18 protein-coding genes are annotated in these 21572 nt (G+C 50.4%); 12 read left to right on the top strand and 6 right to left on the bottom strand.

What is annotated here, in order from left to right; genetic code table 11:
• Nucleotides 1–7 precede the first annotated feature (7 nt).
• The 8 genes from CWI69_RS02435 to CWI69_RS02400 all read left to right on the top strand — a co-directional run bounded on the left by CWI69_RS02435 (nucleotide 8) and on the right by CWI69_RS02400 (nucleotide 10839).
• Nucleotides 8–796 carry an enoyl-CoA hydratase-related protein gene (locus tag CWI69_RS02435; protein ID WP_126761557.1) on the top strand — a complete coding sequence of 263 codons (789 nt, stop codon included), beginning with the start codon at nucleotides 8–10 and terminating at the stop codon, nucleotides 794–796.
• The gene (locus CWI69_RS02430; RefSeq protein WP_126761555.1) at nucleotides 793–2760 is read left to right on the top strand and encodes an acetyl/propionyl/methylcrotonyl-CoA carboxylase subunit alpha; all 1968 of its coding nucleotides are present in this window, start codon (nucleotides 793–795) and stop codon (nucleotides 2758–2760) included. The genes CWI69_RS02435 and CWI69_RS02430 overlap by 4 nt, the downstream gene beginning before the upstream one ends.
• A gap of 2 nt (nucleotides 2761–2762) precedes the next feature.
• Nucleotides 2763–3668: a hydroxymethylglutaryl-CoA lyase gene (locus tag CWI69_RS02425; RefSeq protein WP_126761554.1), complete on the top strand. Its 906-nt coding sequence runs from the start codon at nucleotides 2763–2765 to the stop codon at nucleotides 3666–3668.
• 19 nt (nucleotides 3669–3687) lie between these two features.
• Entirely contained in the window at nucleotides 3688–5634 is a 1947-nt protein-coding gene (locus CWI69_RS02420; RefSeq protein WP_126761552.1) for an acetoacetate--CoA ligase, read from the top strand.
• Nucleotides 5635–5636: 2 nt separating this feature from the next.
• The gene (locus tag CWI69_RS02415) at nucleotides 5637–7862 is read left to right on the top strand and encodes a putative bifunctional diguanylate cyclase/phosphodiesterase (RefSeq protein WP_126761550.1); all 2226 of its coding nucleotides are present in this window, start codon (nucleotides 5637–5639) and stop codon (nucleotides 7860–7862) included.
• Between the two features lie 12 nt (nucleotides 7863–7874).
• Nucleotides 7875–9518: an electron transfer flavoprotein-ubiquinone oxidoreductase gene (locus tag CWI69_RS02410; RefSeq protein ID WP_126761548.1), complete on the top strand. Its 1644-nt coding sequence runs from the start codon at nucleotides 7875–7877 to the stop codon at nucleotides 9516–9518.
• A 102-nt stretch (nucleotides 9519–9620) separates the two neighbouring features.
• Nucleotides 9621–10025, top strand: coding sequence for an H-NS family histone-like protein (locus tag CWI69_RS02405; protein WP_126761546.1), 405 nt, complete (start codon nucleotides 9621–9623; stop codon nucleotides 10023–10025).
• A 181-nt stretch (nucleotides 10026–10206) separates the two neighbouring features.
• Nucleotides 10207–10839, top strand: a complete 633-nt coding sequence (locus CWI69_RS02400) for a hypothetical protein (RefSeq protein ID WP_126761545.1) — start codon at nucleotides 10207–10209, stop codon at nucleotides 10837–10839.
• Between the two features lie 99 nt (nucleotides 10840–10938).
• On the opposite strand, the gene CWI69_RS02395 is transcribed toward CWI69_RS02400, so the two are convergent.
• On the bottom strand, nucleotides 10939–11583 hold the full coding sequence (locus CWI69_RS02395; protein WP_126761543.1) for a hypothetical protein: 645 nt from the start codon (nucleotides 11581–11583) through the stop codon (nucleotides 10939–10941).
• A 214-nt stretch (nucleotides 11584–11797) separates the two neighbouring features.
• Between CWI69_RS02395 and tsaA the strand changes: the two genes are divergently transcribed.
• The 3 genes from tsaA to CWI69_RS02380 all read left to right on the top strand — a co-directional run bounded on the left by tsaA (nucleotide 11798) and on the right by CWI69_RS02380 (nucleotide 16467).
• Nucleotides 11798–12505 (top strand): tRNA (N6-threonylcarbamoyladenosine(37)-N6)-methyltransferase TrmO, encoded by a 708-nt coding sequence (tsaA, locus tag CWI69_RS02390; protein ID WP_126761541.1) that lies wholly within the window; start codon nucleotides 11798–11800, stop codon nucleotides 12503–12505.
• 64 nt (nucleotides 12506–12569) lie between these two features.
• Nucleotides 12570–14282, top strand: coding sequence for a proline--tRNA ligase (locus CWI69_RS02385; protein WP_126761539.1), 1713 nt, complete (start codon nucleotides 12570–12572; stop codon nucleotides 14280–14282).
• Between the two features lie 322 nt (nucleotides 14283–14604).
• The gene (locus tag CWI69_RS02380; protein ID WP_126761537.1) at nucleotides 14605–16467 is read left to right on the top strand and encodes a sensor domain-containing diguanylate cyclase; all 1863 of its coding nucleotides are present in this window, start codon (nucleotides 14605–14607) and stop codon (nucleotides 16465–16467) included.
• 74 nt (nucleotides 16468–16541) lie between these two features.
• Here CWI69_RS02380 and gpt read toward each other — a convergent pair whose 3' ends face one another.
• On the bottom strand, nucleotides 16542–17027 hold the full coding sequence (gpt, locus tag CWI69_RS02375) for a xanthine phosphoribosyltransferase (RefSeq protein WP_126761535.1): 486 nt from the start codon (nucleotides 17025–17027) through the stop codon (nucleotides 16542–16544).
• Nucleotides 17028–17033: 6 nt separating this feature from the next.
• Entirely contained in the window at nucleotides 17034–18326 is a 1293-nt protein-coding gene (locus tag CWI69_RS02370; RefSeq protein ID WP_275070090.1) for an NCS2 family permease, read from the bottom strand.
• Nucleotides 18327–18496: 170 nt separating this feature from the next.
• Between CWI69_RS02370 and CWI69_RS02365 the strand changes: the two genes are divergently transcribed.
• Nucleotides 18497–18817: a 2Fe-2S iron-sulfur cluster-binding protein gene (locus CWI69_RS02365; protein ID WP_126761531.1), complete on the top strand. Its 321-nt coding sequence runs from the start codon at nucleotides 18497–18499 to the stop codon at nucleotides 18815–18817.
• Here the strand turns inward: CWI69_RS02365 and CWI69_RS02360 are convergent.
• Genes CWI69_RS02360 through aroC form a run of 3 tightly spaced genes read right to left on the bottom strand, consistent with a single transcriptional unit; the run spans nucleotide 18814 to nucleotide 21572 of the window.
• The gene (locus CWI69_RS02360) at nucleotides 18814–19944 is read right to left on the bottom strand and encodes an ATP-NAD kinase family protein (protein ID WP_126761529.1); all 1131 of its coding nucleotides are present in this window, start codon (nucleotides 19942–19944) and stop codon (nucleotides 18814–18816) included. The genes CWI69_RS02365 and CWI69_RS02360 overlap by 4 nt on opposite strands.
• Nucleotides 19941–20483, bottom strand: a complete 543-nt coding sequence (locus tag CWI69_RS02355; RefSeq protein WP_126761527.1) for an elongation factor P hydroxylase — start codon at nucleotides 20481–20483, stop codon at nucleotides 19941–19943. Before CWI69_RS02355 ends, CWI69_RS02360 begins: the two co-directional genes overlap by 4 nt.
• Before the next feature lie 3 nt (nucleotides 20484–20486).
• Nucleotides 20487–21572, bottom strand: a complete 1086-nt coding sequence (aroC, locus tag CWI69_RS02350; RefSeq protein ID WP_126761525.1) for a chorismate synthase — start codon at nucleotides 21570–21572, stop codon at nucleotides 20487–20489.

Genomic DNA, 21572 nt, shown 5'->3' with positions numbered 1-21572 from the left:
AGTTCGCATGAGTTATCGCTTTATCACGCTGACCTTTGCTAATCAGGTCGCCACGCTCAGGTTGAACCGTCCCGAAGTGCATAACGCCTTTGACGATGTCATGATCAGTGAGCTACTTGACGCCTTCCAGCAAATTGAGCAAGCGCCGGACTGCCGTCTGGTCGTGCTGGCGTCCAATGGCCGCAACTTTTCCGCTGGTGCTGATTTAGGCTGGATGCGCTCAATGGCCGATAAGAACTACGATGAAAATATGGCCGATGCCGGAGAACTGGCGCAACTGATGCAACGTCTGGATGAACTCAGTAAGCCAACGATTGCCCTGGTCCAGGGCGCAGCATTTGGTGGCGCGGTTGGTCTGGCAGCCTGTTGCGACATCGTGCTGGCTGAACAGCGCACCAGTTTTTGTTTGAGCGAAGTAAAAATTGGTCTCATTCCAGCGGTGATCAGTCCTTATGTCATGCGCGCTATCGGTACCCGGCAGGCACGCCGCTACATGCTTACAGCGGAACGTTTTGCTGCCACTGAAGCGTTACAAATGGGTCTGGTACACGAAATTGTTGACGATTTTGATACCGCGTTAACGCGTTATACCGATGCCATGCTGGGCAACAGTCCCGCTGCCGTTAGTGCTGCTAAGCAACTCATCGCCGACCTTGACCAACAGCCTATTGATGCCACGCATCAACGCCTGACCATCGAACGCATTGCTGCGATTCGTGTGTCGTCAGAAGGACAAGAAGGTCTCTCAGCGTTTTTAGAAAAGCGCAGCCCAAATTGGAAGAAGGATTCGCAATGATCAACAAATTGCTAATTGCCAACCGTGGTGAAATCGCCTGTCGCATTATGCGCACAGCGCGCGAGCTCGGTATAGCTACGGTAGCCGTCTATTCAGAGGCAGATCGTCACGCCCAGCACGTGCTGATGGCGGATGAGAGTGTCTTTATTGGTCCGGCTCCGAGTGCCGAAAGTTACCTGGTGATCGATAAAATTATTGCCGCGGCCAAGCAAACTGGCGCCGATGCCATTCACCCCGGCTATGGCTTTTTATCGGAAAATGAAGCGTTCGCCGATGCCTGTGCGGGGGAAAACATCATATTTGTCGGTCCGCCTACCAGTGCGATCGCAGCCATGGGCTCTAAAAGTGCCGCTAAATCCATCATGAGTGAGGCCGAAGTACCCCTGGTACCTGGCTATCACGGCAATGAACAGGGTTTGGAAAAACTTGCTGCCGAAGCGGAAACTATTGGTTATCCGGTGTTATTGAAAGCCGCTTACGGTGGCGGTGGTAAAGGCATGCGGGTCGTCGAAAAGACCAGTGAATTCAAAGCCGCATTCGATTCAGCCAAACGCGAAGCACAGGCATCCTTTGGCAACGACAAAATGCTGGTGGAAAAATACATCACCCGCCCCCGCCATGTTGAAATTCAGGTGTTCTGTGACCAGCACGGCAACGCTGTGTACCTTGCTGAACGTGATTGTTCAGTACAACGACGCCACCAGAAGGTCATCGAAGAGGCGCCGGCACCGGCATTGAGCGAACGCACCCGCCAGGCCATGGGTGAAGCGGCCATCCGCGCCGCACAAGCCATTGATTATATCGGCGCAGGTACCGTCGAATTCTTGCTTGATGTGGATAACAGTTTCTATTTCATGGAAATGAATACTCGTCTGCAGGTCGAGCATCCGGTGACCGAGATGGTGACCGGACAGGATCTCGTGGCCTGGCAGTTAATGGTCGCCAGTGGTGACACTTTGCCGTTAAGTCAGGATCAGATCCAGCTGACCGGCCATGCTTTCGAGGCACGTATCTATGCCGAAGACCCAGCGCATGACTTTCTGCCCAGCACCGGCGTCTTGCATCATCTGAGAACCCCGGAAACCTCAGCCAATGTGCGCATTGATAGCGGTGTCATCGAAGGCGACGAAGTCAGTGCCTATTATGATCCCATGATCGCCAAACTGGTGGTCTGGGGCGAGAATCGTACGATTGCCCTGCGGCGTTTGGTTCGGGCGCTGGATGACTACCGTATCGCTGGTGTGCGCACCAATATCGACTTCTTGCGCAGTATTGCCCGACATCCTGATTTTCAGCGTGCTGAGCTGACCACTCGTTTCATTGAACAGCATCACGATGCCTTATTCAGTGCCGCTCTACCCGACGCTATCGAAAGTTATGCTGTATTGGCAGCGCTGGCAGAAAATCTTTATGAAAAACAGCAGGCGGACGCCACTATCTGGCAACAGGCCCGCGGTTTTCGCGTTAACCAAAGCGAACAGTTCAGTCTTGAGCTAAAACACAACGACACCTCGTTAGATGTGCGTATGCGCCAACGTGACGGCCACTGGTACAGCAATTTTGATGACTCCGCATGGCTGGCAAGCTTGCACGGTGACCGTTTGCAGGTTACCCGCGATGGCCATCAATACTTCGTCTATGTCATGGCCACGGCACAGGATATTACCGTATTTTCCGACCAGCACAGTGTGCGCTTCGCGCGCCATTTAGTTGCCGATACCTTAATTCAGGACGCCGGCGAAGGTTCAATGACCGCACCAATGAACGGCACCATTGTCGAAGTATTGGTCAAAGCCGGTGATAAAGTCGAAGCCGAGCAACCGCTGGTCATCATGGAAGCCATGAAAATGGAATACACCATCCGGGCAGCCTATGCTGGTGAAGTGGAACAGGTGTTCTTTGCCGCCGGTGACCTGGTCAGCGATGGCGCTGAGCTGCTGAGTATCGCAGCAGACGAGGAGTAAGCATGAGCGAAGCAACGGTAAAAATTGTTGAAGTTGGACCGCGCGATGGCTTGCAAAATGAGCAGGCGGTAACCCTGGCTGCGAAAATTCAACTGGTAGACGATCTCAGTGCTGCTGGCCTTGGCTATATTGAAACCGGTTCATTTGTCAGCCCCAAATGGGTGCCGCAAATGGCTGACAGCGCCGACGTGTTCGCCGCGATTGAACGCCGATCTGGTGTAACTTATGCCGCGCTGACACCTAACCTCAAAGGTTTTGAAGCCGCCCGTGCAGCAGGCGCTGACGAAGTCGCTATTTTTGGTGCGGCTTCAGAAGGCTTCAGCCAGAAAAATATCAACTGCTCAATTGCCGAGAGTCTGGCCCGGTTTGAGCCGGTTATTGAAGCTGCACAGCAGGCAAATATCCGTGTCCGCGGCTATGTCAGTTGCGTTTTAGGTTGTCCCTATGATGGCGAAATTGCCCCTGCGCAAGTCGCCTGGGTCGCAGAGCAGCTATTCGCCATGGGCTGCTACGAAGTATCCCTTGGCGATACCATTGGCGTCGGCACACCGCTCAAAGCGCAGCGCATGCTTGCAGCTGTCGCAGAGAAGGTGCCAATGCCCCACCTGGCGCTGCACTTTCACAACACCTACGGCCAGGCATTGGCCAATATCGCCAGTTGCCTACCTTTAGGCGTGCGCACCATTGATAGCGCCGTGGCCGGTTTAGGCGGCTGCCCTTATGCCAAAGGTGCCAGTGGTAACCTGGCCACAGAAGATGTGGTGTATATGCTCCACGGTATGGGCTATGACACGGGCATTGACTTAGCAGCCTTAATTGGCGCCGGACAGCGGATTTGCCAGAGTCTTGGGCAGCAACCACGCTCTAACGTAGCGCTTGCCGAGTTAGCTAAGCAAACCAGTAACTAAAAACACCGGGAGGCCCAAAATGACAACGAAAATGATGTGGCAACCATCCGCAGATACCATAGCTGAAGCGCGCATGACTGATTTCATGCAGCGCATCAATTTAGATTTTGGCCTCGCTTTGGCTAACTATCACGATCTCCACGCCTGGTCAGTCGATCATAGCGCCGAATTCTGGCGTTACCTTTGGAACTACCTCGAAGTAATGGGTGATCCAGGAACGACTACGGTAACCGGGCAAGAGAAAATGCCAGGCGCAACCTGGTTTCCGCAAGCCCAATTAAACTTTGCCGAAAATCTTCTGCGTTATAACGATGATCGCACCGCTATTGTGTTCCGCGGTGAAGACGGCAGCCGTGAAGCCATCAGCTATCAGGAACTGCACCGACAAGTCGCGGCCGTGGCCTATCAGTTCAAGCAGCATGGGATTAAAAAAGGCGACCGCGTTGCTGCGATGATGCCCAACTGCATCGAAACCATCGTCGCGATGCTCGCCACGACCAGTCTTGGTGCAATCTGGTCGTCCTGTTCGCCGGATTTCGGTGTACAAGGTGTACTCGACCGCTTCGGCCAAATTGAACCCAAAGTATTTTTAACTGTGGACGGTTATTTCTATAACGGTAAACGTCTCGATATCAGTGACAAGACCCAGGCAATCCGGGCTGAGCTTAGCAGCGTCGAACTCTTTGTTATGGTTAAATTTGCAAACGTTGACCAGGCCCAACCGCAGGATAACCAGTGGTGGCATGACTGGATTGCTGAAGATGCGCCGTCTGCCCCTCTCGAATTTGTCACCACCGGCTTTAATGACCCGCTCTATATCATGTTTAGCTCAGGCACCACCGGCGTGCCGAAGTGCATCGTGCATGGTGCTGGCGGCACCTTGCTGCAGCACATGAAAGAGCATGCACTGCATACGGATCTTGGCCGCGACGACGTGTTCTTCTACTTCACCACCTGTGGCTGGATGATGTGGAACTGGCTGGTTTCAGGCCTCGCCCAGGGCTCAACCCTGGTGTTATTCGACGGCTCACCGTTTTATCCACAACCGTCGATACTGTGGGACATTGCTGAACAGGAAGGTATCAGCGTGTTTGGCACCAGTGCTAAGTACCTTTCAGCATTAGAAAAAGCTGACTGTAAACCAGCACAATCACATGACTTGAGAGCTCTGCGTAGTATCCTGACTACCGGTTCAGTACTGGCTCCGGAGAGCTTTGATTACGTCTATCGTGATATCAAAACCGATCTCTGTTTGTCTTCGATCTCAGGCGGTACCGACATTGTTTCGTGTTTTGCGCTGGGCTGCCCTGTCCTTCCAGTGTACCGTGGCGAATTGCAGTGCCGCGGACTGGGTCTGGATGTGCAGGTATACAACGATCAAGGCGAATGCGTAAAAGGTGAAAAAGGCGAACTGGTCTGCCGCAATAGCTTTCCCTGCATGCCTATTGGGTTCTGGAACGATGACGACGGCCAGCGCTATTTTAACGCTTACTTTGCCCGCTTCGACAACACCTGGGCACATGGCGATTACGCTGAACTCACCGAACATGACGGAGTTATTATTTACGGGCGCTCCGATGCGGTGCTCAACCCCGGCGGTGTGCGTATAGGTACGGCTGAAATTTACCGTCAGGTGGAGAAAATTGATGCGGTACTGGAGAGCATTGCAGTCGGACAAAGTTGGCAGGACGACGAACGTGTGGTGTTGTTTGTTCGGCTACGTGAAGGCGTAACACTGGATGACGAACTACAGCAGCAAATCCGTCAAACCATTCGGGCGAATGCGACTCCGCGTCATGTACCCGCGATCATCGCACAAGTGAACGATATTCCGCGCACCATCAGCGGGAAGATCGTTGAACTGGCCGTGCGTCAGGTGATCCACGGTGAAACCGTGAAAAATACCGATGCGCTGGCAAACCCGGAAGCCCTTGAACAATTTGCCAATCGTAAGGAACTGAACTGACCATGCGCGGCCACTGGGGATTAGCACGACGACTGCTATTGATAGCCTTACTTGGCATCGTGCTTACCCTATTGGCCGCACAGGTGGTGCTGCGCTCAGAAAATAAAGCGATAGCAGAGCGTTTGCAGGAAGACACCCGCCAGCTGGAAGATCATTTCCGCCAGGTCTTGCTGACCTACGCGTTCGCTACCGAATGGACTGCCCGAAATCTGGCCCGTGACCCCGAACAGGAATTACTGACACTGGCCGACGAATCAACAGCTTTGTTTTTGTATTATCCGTCTTTACGTCGCATTTTAGTGCTGGATGAAAACTTTGATGTGCTTTTTGAACGGGCATCGAAACAAGTTCAGCCGCTAACTACAGAGAATTTCCGTGATTCTGAAATTGCCGCGAAACTTAGCGCGAATCCACTTCTGCCCCACGCCCGCAGTGGCCGCGCCGGGCCTTTTTCTGACGCAATAGGCGATATCGTACTTGCTGCTGGCTACGAAAATGGCCAAACATCTAACTTTCTAACCCTGGTGGTCGATATTGATCATTTCTTTGATGGCCTGATCCGGAGTGAGATCACCGAAGGTTATCAAGTCGAAATCAGCATGGACGAACAAACCGTCTATCGCTTTGCGGGAAATGATGATTTACGCGATAAATGGGCGGTAAATCTACCGTTAAAATTTGCTTCGAACGAATGGCAGGTGCAACTTTGGCCAACCCCGGAACGTTTGGATGATATGTATTCCGCCAGTGTTCCCATGGTGCTTTTCGGCGGCTTGTTATTGAGTCTGGGCGGGCTTTTCCTCGGTTGGCGCTCACATCAGTTGCACCAACGCCTGCACGCACGCCAGCAGTTGGTCAGACAGGCAACCGAGCAACTCAAGCAAATGCATAAGACCGAAGACAGACTGATTTTCCTTTCGGATCATGACGCACTGACAGAGTTACCTAATCGCAACGGCTTACTGCGCTATTTACAGAATAAGATTCCCGATGTGGAACGCAATCAGCGCCCGTTGGTAATATTAGTGATAAGCATTGATGCTTTTCGCGATCTGAACCATGCGCTTGGTCACACGATCGGCGATGAGATTATCAAACGCATTGCCTTGCGCGTGCAAAAAGTCCTGCCTGCAGGCGCTTTTATTTCCCGCACCACCGTTGATACCTTTGTTGTGGTTTGCGAACTTGCTAATGATGAGCTCACGCAGGCATTGGCCGAAGCGATCCGCCACAATATCATGCCGCAGCTATTTATCGATCAGCATGAAATCTATTGCTCCGCCTCAATTGGCATCGCTTACGCGAAAGACGCCAACTACGATGTCGACAGCTTGCTATACAATGCCGACAGTGCACTTTACTGTGCGCGGCAACAAGGTTACTTCGGCATCGAGTTTTATCATCGCGATCAGCAACTTGAACTCAATCAACGCCGTGAGCGTTTGCAAGCGTTACGATCTGCATTGGAGAACAATCAGCTGGAGTTGCATTACCAACCCATCATACAGTTACGCGAATCGACAATTGTCGGGGTTGAAGCCCTGTTACGCTGGCGAACTGCGGACGGCGAGCTGATTGAACCACGCAAGTTTCTCGACCTGTTGGAACAGACCGGATTAATTTTTTCCATCACCGAGTTCATTTTTAAAACTGCATACCAGCAATTGTCCCAATGGCAAAAACAGTACGACAGTAAACTCACCATGTGTCTTAACTTGTCGCTACGCCAATTAACCATGCCGGAATTGCCAGAACTGGTCACCCATTACCGTAAACGTGCCCAATTAAGTCCGGACAGTCTCCAGCTTGAATTTGATGAATCGGTTTACCTGCAACTTTGTCGTAGCCATAAAGTGACCGTTGAACAACTTAAGAAACTTGGCATGCGTGTGTGCGTTAACGTTACCGGGGTCAGCAATTCATTACTCGAAGCGATTAGCTACTGTCCGCCGCATGTGGTAAAAATTGCACCAGAACTAATTGCTGAAGTACCAGCACAGGCGGTGCAAACCGAACTAGTTGAAAGTGTTATCCGTCTTGCTCAGAATCTTAATTTGCAAGTCATTGCTGTTGCCGTCGAAGAGCAACAACAAACCGATTTTCTATTACAACGAAATTGCGTGCTCGCGCAAGGCCACTATTTAGCGCCGGCGCTTCCCGCAGAAGAACTAACGGCACTGCTGCAACAACCTTTTACTCTGCAACAGCAACGCCCATCAGTGTTTTAACAGGAGTCCCTTATGCAACGCGAAAGTATGGAATTTGATGTCGTTATCGTCGGTGCCGGACCGGCGGGACTTGCCACCGCCTGTCGTCTCGCACAACTCGCTCAGGAAAAAGAACAAGAACTCATGATCTGTGTGGTTGAAAAAGGCTCTGAAGTCGGTGCCCATATTCTCTCCGGCGCAGTATTCGAAACCCGTGCACTTGATGAGCTATTTCCTGATTGGCAAGAGCGTGGTGCGCCGTTAACTACCGAGGTCACAGACGACCACATTTTTTATTTTAAAGACGCGCAATCAGCACGTCGGTTACCAAATTTCATGGTGCCGAAGACCTTTCATAACAAAGGAAATTACATTGCCAGCATGGGTAAGTTATGCCGCTGGCTGGCTGAGCAGGCAGAAAGCATGGGGGTGGAAATATTCCCAGGCTTCCCAGCCGCTGATGTCATCATTGAAGACGGCAAAGTGGCCGGTGTCATTACCGGCGACATGGGCGTTAACGCTGAGGGCGAGAAGAAAGACGGCTATGAACCAGGTATGGAATTGCGCGCTAAATATACGGTCTTTGCCGAAGGCTGCCGTGGTCATTTAGGCAAACGCCTGCAGGCCGAGTTTGATTTAGCCGAAGGCACATCGCCGCAGCATTATGCCATTGGCTTTAAAGAGATCTGGGATGTTCCCGCCGAACAACATCAACCCGGCCTGGTAGTCCACAGTGCCGGTTGGCCACTTACTAACGATGCCAGCGGTGGCGGCTATCTCTATCACGCGGAAGACGGTCAGGTCTACGTTGGCTTGATCATCGACTTAAACTACGCCAATCCTTATCTGAATCCGTTTCAGGAGTTCCAACAGTTTAAAACTCACCCAGAAATTGCCAAAGTGCTGAAGGACGGAAAACGTGTCACCTACGGCGCCCGTGCGATTACTAAAGGTGGTTTTTACTCACTACCTAAAATGACCCTGCCTGGCGGCCTGCTGGTCGGCTGTAATGCCGGTACGTTGAATTTCGCTAAGATCAAAGGTAATCACACCGCAATGAAATCCGGCTTATTGGCGGCTGAATCACTTTTTGACGCCATCTCCGACGGGCAATCGCAGACTGAACTCACAGAGTTCACTGAGCGCTTTAAGCAATCATGGCTTTATGACGAGTTGTACCGTTCGCGTAATTTCGGCCCGGCGATTCATAAACTCGGAACCTGGCTAGGTGGCGCATATAACACGCTCGACCAGAATTGGTTCGGTGGTAAGCTTCCGTTCACCATTAAAGATGAAAACCCAGATTTTAAATGCACGGGCAAAGCGACTAAATATGAACCTATTGATTATCCTAAACCCGACAATAAACTAACTTTTGATCGTTTGTCGTCGGTGTATATTTCAAATACCAACCATGCAGAAGATCAACCCTGCCATTTGCAATTGAAAGACGCAGATATTCCGTTGACGGTAAATCTTCCTGAATACGCTGAACCCGCCCAGCGTTATTGTCCTGCTGGTGTTTATGAAGTGGTCGAAGAAGAAGGTCAGGCGGTATTTAAAATAAACGCGCAAAACTGTATTCACTGTAAAACTTGCGATATTAAAGATCCGAGCCAGAATATAACCTGGGTTACCCCAGAAGGTGGCGGTGGTCCAACTTATCCTAATATGTAAAAGTAAGCGAAAGCAGACAGAAAAATAAGCTTGCTGTCTGCTTTTAATTTATATTTAATAGCGGTTCCTTAGTTCATTAATCAACGAAAATTGGAAAATAATATGAGTGACTTTATAGATATTCTGACACACGGACGACGTCTTAAAGCTGCTGTAAAGGAATTATCTATTGCTGAATTAGAATCCGTACAAACTAAATTAGCGAAAGTCATAGATGACCGTCGCGAAGAAGAAGCAGAGTTAAGAAAATTAGAAGCTGAGAAGCAGGAAAAAATTCAAGAGCTTAGAAAAGCCATGAACGACGCTGGCATTGGCGTTGATGATTTGGTTGATGGTCCGCTGCCAAGCGCTAAAAAACAGCGTAAACGCACGCCTAAACCACCTAAATATGCTATTAGTGATGCCAATGGTGAGCGTATCACCTGGACCGGTCAGGGACGCATGCCAAACGCACTTAAAGATGCCCTGGCAAAAGGTCATAGCCTGGATAAATACTTAATTAAATAATCTTTGAAAATACGTTTTAATAATAAAAGCTCCGCTTTTGCGGGGCTTTTTTTTATTTCTTCATCCAGTTAATTAGCTTTGCTAAGCTTTAATAATACACCGCCGCACATTCCCCATAAACTTGACAAACTTACTAACCATTTCCTATGCTTTTTAAGCTAGTTAAAACAAGGAGGAAACTATGAAAACCAATAAATTGGTAGCACTAATTTCCAGCGTTTTACTTACGGCTCCAGCGTGGGCTCAGAATCCTTATTTACAAGCTGACGACACCTGGATTCAAATCAGCGGTACCGTAGAATCAGTCTCGGCCGATACTTTTGAACTTGATTATGGTGACGGACTGGTAACGGTAGAAATGGATGACGGTGATCGCGATGCCGATGCTTATAAGCTTTTGCCTGGCGATAATGTTACTGTTTCCGGGTTAATTGACGATGATTTCTATGAGATGACGAGCATTGAAGCGAGCAGTGTCTACGTAGAAAACATTGGTACCTATTTTTACGCCAATAGTATCGATGAGGAAGATCAAGTCTTCACCTTCACGGTGCCGATTGTGGTCTCTCAGGCAACTGTACGCGGCACAGTCACCTCTGTTGATGCCGGCGCAGAAGAGTTCACTCTTAACACAGGTGCCCGCTTGCTCACGGTCGAAGTGGATGAAATGGCGTACAATCCAGTCGACGACGAAGGTTATCAACAAGTTGACGTAAATGACGTGGTCAGCGTCACCGGTGTTATCGATACCGACCTTTTCGAAGGCCAGGTGTTTGAAGCGGATTACGTGACAACGTTAATTGATAACAATTAACTGATGGCCCCCGCCAGTGGTACTTTTTAAGTGCTACTGGAAATATAAAAAAGGCGCTTCGTGCGCCTTTTTTATTTATGAAATTAAGCTTATTGGCAATTATTGAATTTCGATCCGGATTTCACCGATACCTACATCGATATTAACCCGCGCATCACCCTGCCCGCGGGCTTTGCCTGACGCGCTGATAAAGTGGCGCTCGTTTGAAGTGCTGTCGCCGCCGATGATCTTAACTTCACCGATACCAACGTCCGTTTTTACATCAGCGATAGCGCCCACAATCACCAGGTCAATCTCGCCAACACCCAGATCAACATTCATATCTGCAGCATCAAGAGAACCAGTAATTTCGCCAACGCCAAGGTCAAGTTCCACTGCAGCAACCTGTGGTAATCGAATGGTCCAATCGAGCTTGATGTTCTCTTGCTCCGGTACGCGCAAATCTAACCGATCACCGTTTTGCTCAGCAACAAGCTCAACTGCATCCAGGTTAGCTTCACCAAAAAACGATGCGTCACTTTCTTCGACATGAAGCTCGATTTCTAAAGTACTTCCTTTCGCACGTTCAAAAGTGACAGTGCCGACACCGGATTCGATACTTAATTCCGTTGCTTCACTCACACTGTAGCTTGCTTCGATGGTACGCTCGTGAGCGTTAGCAACGCTGGCTAAAGGTAAACTTAATGCCGTTACTGAGGCGATTAAAAATAAAGCTGAAAACCAAACGCTTTGTTGACGTGTCATGTTAAATCTCCCACATTTCTTAGTTAATTATTAATCGTTAGTTCAAGTCGTTTATTGAAACTATGAAGATGTATATGCAGATAACGTGCCAAAACAACATTTTTGTTATTTATCAGAATCTTACAAACAACAGCACCCAACGCAAGCGATTCTAAGTTCGCCAATTCCGCAATTTTATGTTGAAATTCGCCAATCATCCCAAGCAAGCAGAGCCATGACCTACTCACTCGAACCCATCGGCGAGATTCGCTCGCCCTACGCGGAAAAGTTTGCGGTGCCCCGTCAACCGGGCCTGGTCACTGCGGCCACAGCGACCATTGTGCTTAACGGTGACTACGCGGTGCCGGAAACCACCCGCGGACTCGACCGTTTTAGTCATATCTGGGTGTTATTCCTGTTTCATCAGAACCTCGCCCAGGGCTGGCAACCACTGGTGCGCCCGCCGCGGCTTGGTGGCAATCAGAAGGTCGGCGTGTTTGCCACGCGCTCGACCTTCCGTCCGAATGGCATCGGCATGTCGGTGGTCAAGCTGCTCGGCATTGAACAGCACCATCAGCAGACCTTCTTGCATGTCGAAGGTGGTGATTGGGTGCAGGGGACGCCGGTTATCGACATCAAACCTTATGTTCCCTACGCCGATGCCTTACCTGAGGCGCAAGCAAGCTTTGCGCAACATGCACCTGCTGCAGCGATGGCCGTGCGGTTTTCCAGCGCTGCTAAGCGCAGTATCGAACAGCTTGCTGACAGCTATCCGCAGCTAGAGCAGCTGATTACCCAGGTGCTGCAACAAGATCCACGACCTGCTTACCACCAGCAAAAGGTGACGGATAAGGTCTACGGTGTCCGCTTGTATGATCTCAATGTGCAATGGCAGGTCGAAAATAACGAAAATCATGTGATAAACATCAGTAAAGCCTTTTGACTAGGTGCTGCTGCTGATAGAATTTCACTCTATCTATTCATTCGCACAAGGACTATCGGGAATCATGCGTACCAGTCACTATTTATTAGGTACTTTGAAAGAAACGCCCGCTGATGCAGAAGTCATCAGCCATCAACTCATGCTGCGCGCGGGTATGATCCGGAAAGTTGCGGCGGGATTGTATACCTGGACGCCAACCGGATTGCGGGTGTTACGCAAAGTCGAAGCTGTGGTTCGGGAAGAAATGGAAAATGCGGGTGCCTTAGAAGTCCTGATGCCAATGGTGCAGCCGGCAGATTTATGGGAAGAGTCAGGCCGATGGGAAGACTATGGCCCGGAGCTACTGCGTTTGCATGACCGTAACCAACGTGATTTCGTGCTTGGTCCAACCCATGAAGAAGTTATCTCAGAGTTAGTCCGTAAAGAAATTAACAGCTACAAACAGTTGCCGCTGAACTTGTTCCAGATTCAGACGAAGTTCCGCGATGAGATCCGCCCGCGCTTTGGTGTGATGCGTGCGCGCGAGTTTATTATGAAAGATGCCTACTCTTTCCACCTGGATCAGGCCAGCTTGCAAGAAACCTATGACGCTATGCATAAAGCTTACTGTCGGATTTTTGAGCGCCTCGGATTAGACTTCCGTCCGGTGATTGCCGATACCGGCTCGATTGGTGGTAGCTCCTCCCACGAATTTCATGTTCTGGCTGAGTCCGGCGAAGATGACATTGCTTTCTCTGACAGCTCTGATTACGCCGCAAACGTTGAGTTAGCCGAAGCTGTTGCACCGGCGCAAGAACGCCCTGCTGGACAAGCGCAGATGGAAAAAATCGCCACACCTAACGCGAAAACCATCGATGCTTTAACCGAGCAATTCAAACTGCCGGTTACCCAAACTGTAAAAACTCTGATTGTGCATGGCGCTGAAGAAGGCCAGTTGGTGGCCCTGATGATCCGCGGTGACCACAACCTGAATGAAATTAAAGCGGCGAAATTGCCACAAGTTACAAGTCCGTTAGTTTTCGCAAGCGAAGAAGAAATTCGCGCAGCAATAGGCGCAGGCCCCGGCTCTTTAGGTCCTGTGGATCTGCCACTGGAGCTGGTTATTGATCGCAGCGTTGCCGTGATGGCAGATTTTGCCGCAGGCGCCAACGAAGATGGCTATCATTTCTTCGGTATCAACTGGGAGCGTGACGTTGCATTGCCAGCAGTCGCAGATTTACGCAACGTGGTAGAAGGCGATCCAAGCCCGTGTGGTCAGGGTACCCTGCAAATTAAGCGGGGAATTGAAGTCGGCCATATTTTCCAATTGGGCACCAAGTATTCAGAAGCGATGAAAGTGGGTGTGCTGACCGACACCGGGAAACACGAGATGTTAACCATGGGCTGCTATGGTATTGGCGTTTCCCGTATTGTCGCCTCTGCTATCGAGCAGAACCACGACAAATTTGGCATCACCTGGCCTGACGCGTTAGCGCCTTTCCAGGTCGCTATCGTGCCAATGAATATGCACAAATCCGTGCGGGTACAAGAGACAGCAGAGCAACTCTATGCTGAACTGAAAACCGCCGGAATCGACGTGTTATTTGATGATCGCAAAGAGCGTCCGGGCGTCATGTTTGCCGACATGGAATTGATCGGAATACCGCATCAAATCGTAATTGGCGAGCGCAATCTTGACGAGCAAGCAGTCGAATACAAAAACCGCCGTAGCGGCGAGAAAACGAAAGTCGCTATTGCCGAAGCTTTGCAGACCCTCCAAAAGGCTTTGCACGACTAATCGCTGCCATATCAACATAAAACATCCGAACAAAATTGAAGCGCCCCAGCGTTGGACATTCCAGCGACTGGGGCCTGTCAAATTTATGAAAATGTCACCTATGTCATGGTTCTATTTTGGGGGGACCGTCATGTATGCCGCCTGTTTTGCATATTCAGCTGGTGGGTTAGAGCCCGCATCTGATATGAGATCTGCCTTTGAGCCATTATACAAATTAGGGATTGCAACAATTCACTAAATGGTGAATTTTTGTCGCTATTTGTCATCGTACTAAATAAATTTTAGAATTGATGTTCAACTAGAAGCCTGAGGGAAACGGCCAATGTCACAGTCGAAGGAACACTCGAACCAAAAAGATGCGTCGATACCCGCCGACCACCGAAGAGAAAAAGAAAGACTTGCTTCTCTACACGCATCGAATTTACTGGACTCGCAACCCGGAGCACAGTTTGACCGTATTACCCGGTTAGCACAGACCATCTTTGATGTTGAGGTCGCAACAATTTCCCTTATTGATGTAAACAGGCAGTGGTTTTTGTCCAAGTGTGGATTAGACGCAAAAGAGACGTCGAGAGAAGTCGCTTTTTGTGCTCATGCTATCCATGAAGATGAAATTTTGGTGATCGAAGATGCACGCGCTGATGAGAGGTTCAAGGATAATCCTCTGGTTACGGGATCCCCCTATATCCGCTTCTACGCTGGCGCAGTACTTCGAGATCCTGAGGGTCTACCACTCGGTACCCTCTGCATCTTTGACCCGCGCCCGCGGAAAATGTCTGAACGGGAAGAACGTACCCTCATCGCACTCCTCGACGTCGCACAACACGAGATTTTCCAGACCACAGAGGACACTATTGAGCGCGCGTCAATGCAACTGAAGTTGTCAAAGGATCCAGTAACGAATGCGTATTGGGAGCATGCCTTTGCCGATGAGATAAGTCGCATCTCGACCCCGGAGAGCGCTTCATCTCCCTATTGCATAGCAGCTCTCGAAGGAGCCAACTTCCCCGTAATATCAAGAGCGTACGGCCGTGCTGTGGGCGATGAGATCTTGTATGAGTTGTCGAACCGGGTTCAGCGCTTTTTTGCTGACTTTGAAAAGGTTGTTTTTGCAATAACGAAATCTGATCGACTCATCACCTATTTCTCGGATTCAAAAGAAGAGTTTACGAGTGAAAAAGCCCAACATGAGTTACTTCGCAAGCTAAAAGAAGCGCTGCTTGACCCATTTAGAACGTCGGTTGAGGATTTTACTCCCAATATCAATGTAGTCTTCATCTCCGAGGAAGCCTCTCATCCTTATCAAGAAGTCTTAAAGAGTCTTGATATTTCCCTCGACTACCTCCAGAAAAATAAAGGTATTCAATATGAAATAGTATCCCCTTGGCGAAGAGCACAGTCAGAGCGTTTCTTTGAAGTCACTCGTGGTCTTGATGACGCTATTTTTAACGATAAATTGAGGTTGGTGTATCAACCAAAGGTTCGTTCTGTTGATCAAAATGTCGTTGGGTTTGAAGCTCTGTTGCGCTGGAACCATCCTACACTTGGGGTTGTTTCGCCATTAGAAATCGTCGAATCCGCGAAAGAGAGCGGGAAAATGTTACGTCTGGATCAATGGGTCATCGATAGCGCGGCCAGGGAATTTTCCCGATGGGAACGCCAAGGCTTATTTACAGCCAAAATTTCTGTAAATATCTCTGCCGATACTATTCAGTCTAAAGAATTTCATAGCTGGTTAAGACTGCATATCGATGGCGGCATTATCAAGCCTTCTTGTATCGACATTGAGATAGTCGAAAGTTCTATCATTGAAGACTTCGATTCGGTTGTTGAAGCCATGCATAAGATTATCGACATGGGGTTCAGCTTCTCGTTGGATGATTTTGGCACAGGTTATTCAAGTCTGGCCTATTTGAAGCAGCTTCCGATCTCGACGCTTAAGATCGACAAGTCATTTATTAATGAGATCGTTGAGGAACAGAAAGCAGCATCAATGTGTTTGAATATTATAAGAACTGCGAGGGATATGGGCATGACCTGCCTGGCCGAAGGCGTAGAATCGGTCGAGCAGTTTCAACTCGTCAGAGCCTTTCACTGTGAGCAGATCCAAGGCTATTACTTTTCAGAGCCAATTGAAGTTAGTGAGATTCATAACCGGATCGACGCTTTTGGCGCTATACGCTAAGGGGTCTTTTCCACTTATTCCATGACTTTATAAAGATCATGCGAAGCCGGGCAAAATGCCCGGCTTTTTTATCTTTAGCTTTCCTGCCCAGCCAGCGGCTCGACGTAGTGCAGGTGCATGTCCCATGGGAAGTGGATCCAGGTTTCCTGCTCGAGATCGGCGACGTAATCATCGACCAACTTCATGCCTGCCGGTTTTGCATACACCGTAATAAATTTTGCTTTGGGCAAGCGCTGACGTAAGAACTTCATAGTGTTACCGGTATCGACCAAGTCATCAATGACCAGGAAGCCAGCGCCGTCGTCGGTGCAGCTCACATCTTTAACCAGAGTGACGCTGTCACGCTGGCTGTCATGGTCGTACGAGCTCACGCAAACGCTTTCAACTAAGCGCACATTCAGCTCACGTGCCACAATGGCAGCTGGAACCAGACCGCCGCGGCTCACCGCGATTATGCCCTGCCATTGCTCAGCAGGTAGTTGCCGGCGCGCCAACTCTTTCGTAGCGCGGTGCAGTTCTTCCCAAGATACGAAAAATTCGCGATTTTCATGCCATCCCATGATGAATTACCCCAACCAGATAAATTTTGCGATGAATAAAGCAGCCAGTATAGCGACACTCCAGTTAAGATCGTGGTAACGCCCTCCCAGGGCTTTCACCACCACATAACTAATAAAGCCTAACGCGATACCGTCAGCAATTGAATACGTTAAAGGTGTCATTAACAATACCACCGCAACAGGTGCGGCCTCGGTGACATCGTCCCAGTCTACCGAACGTAACGTAAATAACATTAACACCGATACATAAATAATTGCGCCAGCCGTAGCATAGGCTGGCACCATGCCCGCAAGCGGGGCAAAAAATATAGCTAATATAAACAACAGGCCGACGATAACGGCGGTCAGTCCTGTTTTACCACCAGAAGCGACACCCGATGCTGACTCAATATAACTCGTTGTCGTTGAGGTACCCAGCATAGAACCTGCAACAGAGGCAGTGCTATCCGCCATCAACGCTTTCTCTAGTCGGGGTAGATTTCCCTTCGCATCAGTCATGCCCGCCCGTTGCGCCACGGCCATTAAGGTGCCCGAGGTATCGAACAAGTCAACGAATAAAAACGCGAAAATAACGCTTAGCATCGCTACATCAAAAGCGCCGGCAATATCGAGTTGCATAAAGGTGGGTGCCAGACTCGGGGGCATAGCGACTATCCCCTGATAGCTGACATCGCCCAACAACCAACCGAGCAGGGTGATAAACAAAATGCTGATAAGTGCTGCACCCTGAACCTTGCGGGCAACTAACCCGATGATCAAGAAGAATCCTAACCCAGCCAGAAGCACCGAGATTTGAGACAGATCACCTAAAGTCACCAGAGTCGCATCATGTCCGACAATGATATTGGCGTTTTGCAGACCGATGAGCGCGAGAAACGCGCCAATACCCGCAGCTATCGCAAGCCGCAGCGTCACCGGAATCGAATTAATGATCCAGGCGCGGATCTTTAGTGCCGATAAAACAAAAAACAGAATACCTGAGAAGAACACGGCCCCCAATGCGGCCTGCCATTCATATCCCATGCCGAGCACAACGCTGTAGGTGAAAAACGCGTTTAGCCCCATTCCAGGAGCGAGGGCAACCGGGTAGTTCGCCCATAAGCCCATGATCAAACAGCCAATAGCGGCGGCCAGGCAGGTAGCGACAAAGACCGCACCATAATCCATGCCCGCCTGACTGAGAATAGATGGATTGACGAAAATAATGTAGGCCATCGTCAGGAAGGTCGTGACACCACCTATCATCTCAGCTTTTACCGAACTTCCCTGTGCTTTTATTTGAAAAAGTTTTTCTAACACCGCCTGCATTCGTGTTCCCCACTCTTGGCCCGTAGCTAAGTTGCAGTTAAAAAAATCGCGCCATTTTACCTGAATCTGAGTCCAATTGCCTAACTTACCTATGGTAGAATGTCCGACTAAAATAGATTCACAGAGACCGCTCAGCATGAGCTGTAAGTAAGGAGTTATAGATGCCAAAAGCTATTTTTATCGATCATGACGGTGGCCAGTTTGAAGCTGAGATCCCAGTTGGACAGAGCCTGATGGAAGGTGCCGTGGATAACATGATTGACGGTATTATTGGCGAATGCGGCGGCGTGATGTCCTGTGCAACCTGCCACTGTTATGTCGCAAAAGAGTGGGAAGATAAACTACCACCGGCTTCCGAACGCGAAGAAGATATGCTGGATATGGCCATCGATCCGAAAGAAAATAGTCGCTTAAGTTGTCAGATCGAAATGACCGACGAGCTTGATGGAATTACCGTTTATTTACCGCGCTCGCAATTTTAGGGCGCGGCAATCTGCATAAAGACTTCATCATGATAACCGGTGGTCACACGGATCACGCCACTTAACGCGTCATCAACCTGATGATCACCGGTATCGACCAATAAGGGTCTGCCGTCCAGGTGTTGCAGTTTACGCTTGCTGGCAACGACCCGAATAGCATCTTTACCTAAATGCGCCAGCAGTTTAGAACTGAGTTGTTGGTTACCGCGACCAAATAAGTGCCCTTGCCCGCCAATGACGGTGACGACGATCACCGCCGCTTGTTGTTCCTTGATGATCCATTGTTCAAGCTGCTTTGCCGTGACATCCTGCGCGAATAACTTGCCATTTTTGACAACATCCACGCCTAACAACGTATTCGGCAGCTGTAAGTCTTCCATGATGGCGGCCACAGTCGAGCCTGAGCCCATAATGTACAGCACATCGTCTTCCATACTTTCAATGAAATCAGCGGCAATATCAGCAAGCACCAGTTCATCACTTTCCCTGCCGCCCATTTTTACCGCCTGCACATAACGCAGCTCGGCCGGCACCAGTAATTCACCGAAGCGTTTCGCCCGCACTGTGCCCTGGCGAAATGCGGTTTCATCAATATCCATGACATCGGCGTGAGTCACTGTGGTTAACTCACCACGCACCATTTGCGCCATAACTTTGCCAGCTGCGCGTGGGCTGACCGCATAAACGCCCGAGTGAATCTTAACCCCGGCAGGAATGCCTAACACCGGCTGCTCTGCCGGGCATATCCCATGGATATCACGGGCTGTACCGTCACCGCCGGCAAACACCAGCAGGTCAACCTTGGCGTCCTCAATCAGCCGGCGCGCCAGCTCCTTGCTATCCGTTGCGGTAGAGGGGTCGGCGCCCTGATAAACAACCTCGCACTGCAGTCCGGCAAGCTGGCAACTTTGCTCCCCTAACAGGCCCGCCCCTGTTGAAATCTTAATCTGTGCTGCATCATTCAGGAGTTGCTCAAGCGCCTGAGCCGCCCGTTGCGGTGCTTTCGCTTCAGCCCCGAGTTGCTGGGCTAATGCAGCGGTATCAGCACCGTCACTGCCCTTTAAGGCCACACTGCCACCCAGACCCGCCAATGGATTAACGACTAAGCCAATATGAAACCTGTTCATGCAACACCTTGATAGTTGAGCAACTGCCGGGCGCTTGGCCAGGGTTGTTGATAGGTTTGGGCCAACGCCCGGGCGAAACGCTCCGCCCGCGGCGGAAGCCCTTCGGTCAGATAGGTTACCAGCTGCTGCTGCACGGCAGCGGTGAAAGCCTGGCGATCCACTGACGCACCATTTAAGTTATCGACACTCACCTGAAAAGGAACGCCCGCGCACAACGAGAACAGCCATTCCAGTGCCTGAGGCTTGCGCTCAACCTGCTCAAATTGAGCTTGTTGAGCGGCGTCACGGCCATCAGGTTCGTACCAGTAGCCATAATCTTCAAGCTGCCGGCGCGCCGGACCGGCAATACACCAGTGGGCAATCTCATGCAGCGCCGAGGCGAAGAAGCCGTGCGCGAAAACAATCTCGTGGTCAGCAGCGGGCGTGCTTGCGGCGCGATACAAAGGTTCATCATCACCGGCGACCAGGCGCGTGCGATAATCTGCGTAAAAACAGTCGTCAAATAGTTTTATGAGCGTCTGATAATCTGCGTGCGACATGGCTTATAGCTGTGGATTTGGGTTTTGTGCGCGCTGTCTTAACCAATGATCAACGATCACCAAAGCTGCCATTGCTTCAACAATAGGCACACCACGAATACCCACACAGGGATCGTGCCGGCCGCGGGTGACCACGGTCTGTTGTTGGCCGAACCGATCAATGGTCTGGCCAGGCTTGGTGATACTCGAGGTCGGCTTGAAAGCGACTTCAGCAATTACCGTCTGCCCACTCGTGATGCCACCCAGCACGCCACCGGCATGATTACTAAGGAAGCCCTCAGTGGCACTGATTTCATCGCGATGCTCGCTACCTAATTGTGCGGCGACGGCAAAGCCATCACCAATGCTGACGGCTTTCACTGCGTTGATGCTCATCAGCGCTTTAGCTAAATCAGCATCAAAACGATCAAAAACCGGCTCGCCAAGGCCTACCGGCACACCTGTCACTTCCAGGCGCACCCGTGCACCTACTGAGTCGCCCTGCTTTAATAACTCCCGCAGGTACTCGCCAGCTTTTTCCGCAAGCACGGCATCGGGGCAGAATAACGGATTTTCCCGCACCTGTTGCCAGTCAAAGGAAGCTTTATCCGGTGCCGTCTGATGCGGACCAATTTGCACCACCCCAGCGTTAAAGGCGACGCCAAACTGCTCGGCCAGCAGTTTCTTAGCAATGGCACCAGCGGCAACCCGCATTGCGGTTTCCCGTGCTGAGGAGCGACCACCGCCGCGGTAATCACGCACACCGTACTTATGATGGTAAGTGTAATCCGCATGCCCCGGGCGAAACAGGTCTTTAATGTCTGAATAGTCTTTGCTGCGCTGATCGGTGTTTTCGATCAGTAAACCTATCGGCGTGCCGGTGGTGACACCTTCAAATACGCCCGACAGGATTTTCACCTCGTCGGCTTCGCGCCGCGCTGTGGTATAACGATTCTGGCCCGGCTTACGGCGATCGAGTTCGTGTTGTAAATCTGCTTCACTTAGCTTTAGGCCCGCCGGACAGCCATCGACAATAGCACCAATCGCAGGACCATGGCTTTCGCCAAAGGTGGTCACCCGAAATAACTCTCCAAAACTATTGCCCGGCAT

Source organism: Pseudidiomarina halophila (assembly GCF_003987215.1).
Taxonomy (GTDB): Bacteria; Pseudomonadota; Gammaproteobacteria; order Enterobacterales; family Alteromonadaceae; genus Pseudidiomarina; species Pseudidiomarina halophila.
This window is presented reverse-complemented; position numbering and strand designations above follow the sequence as displayed.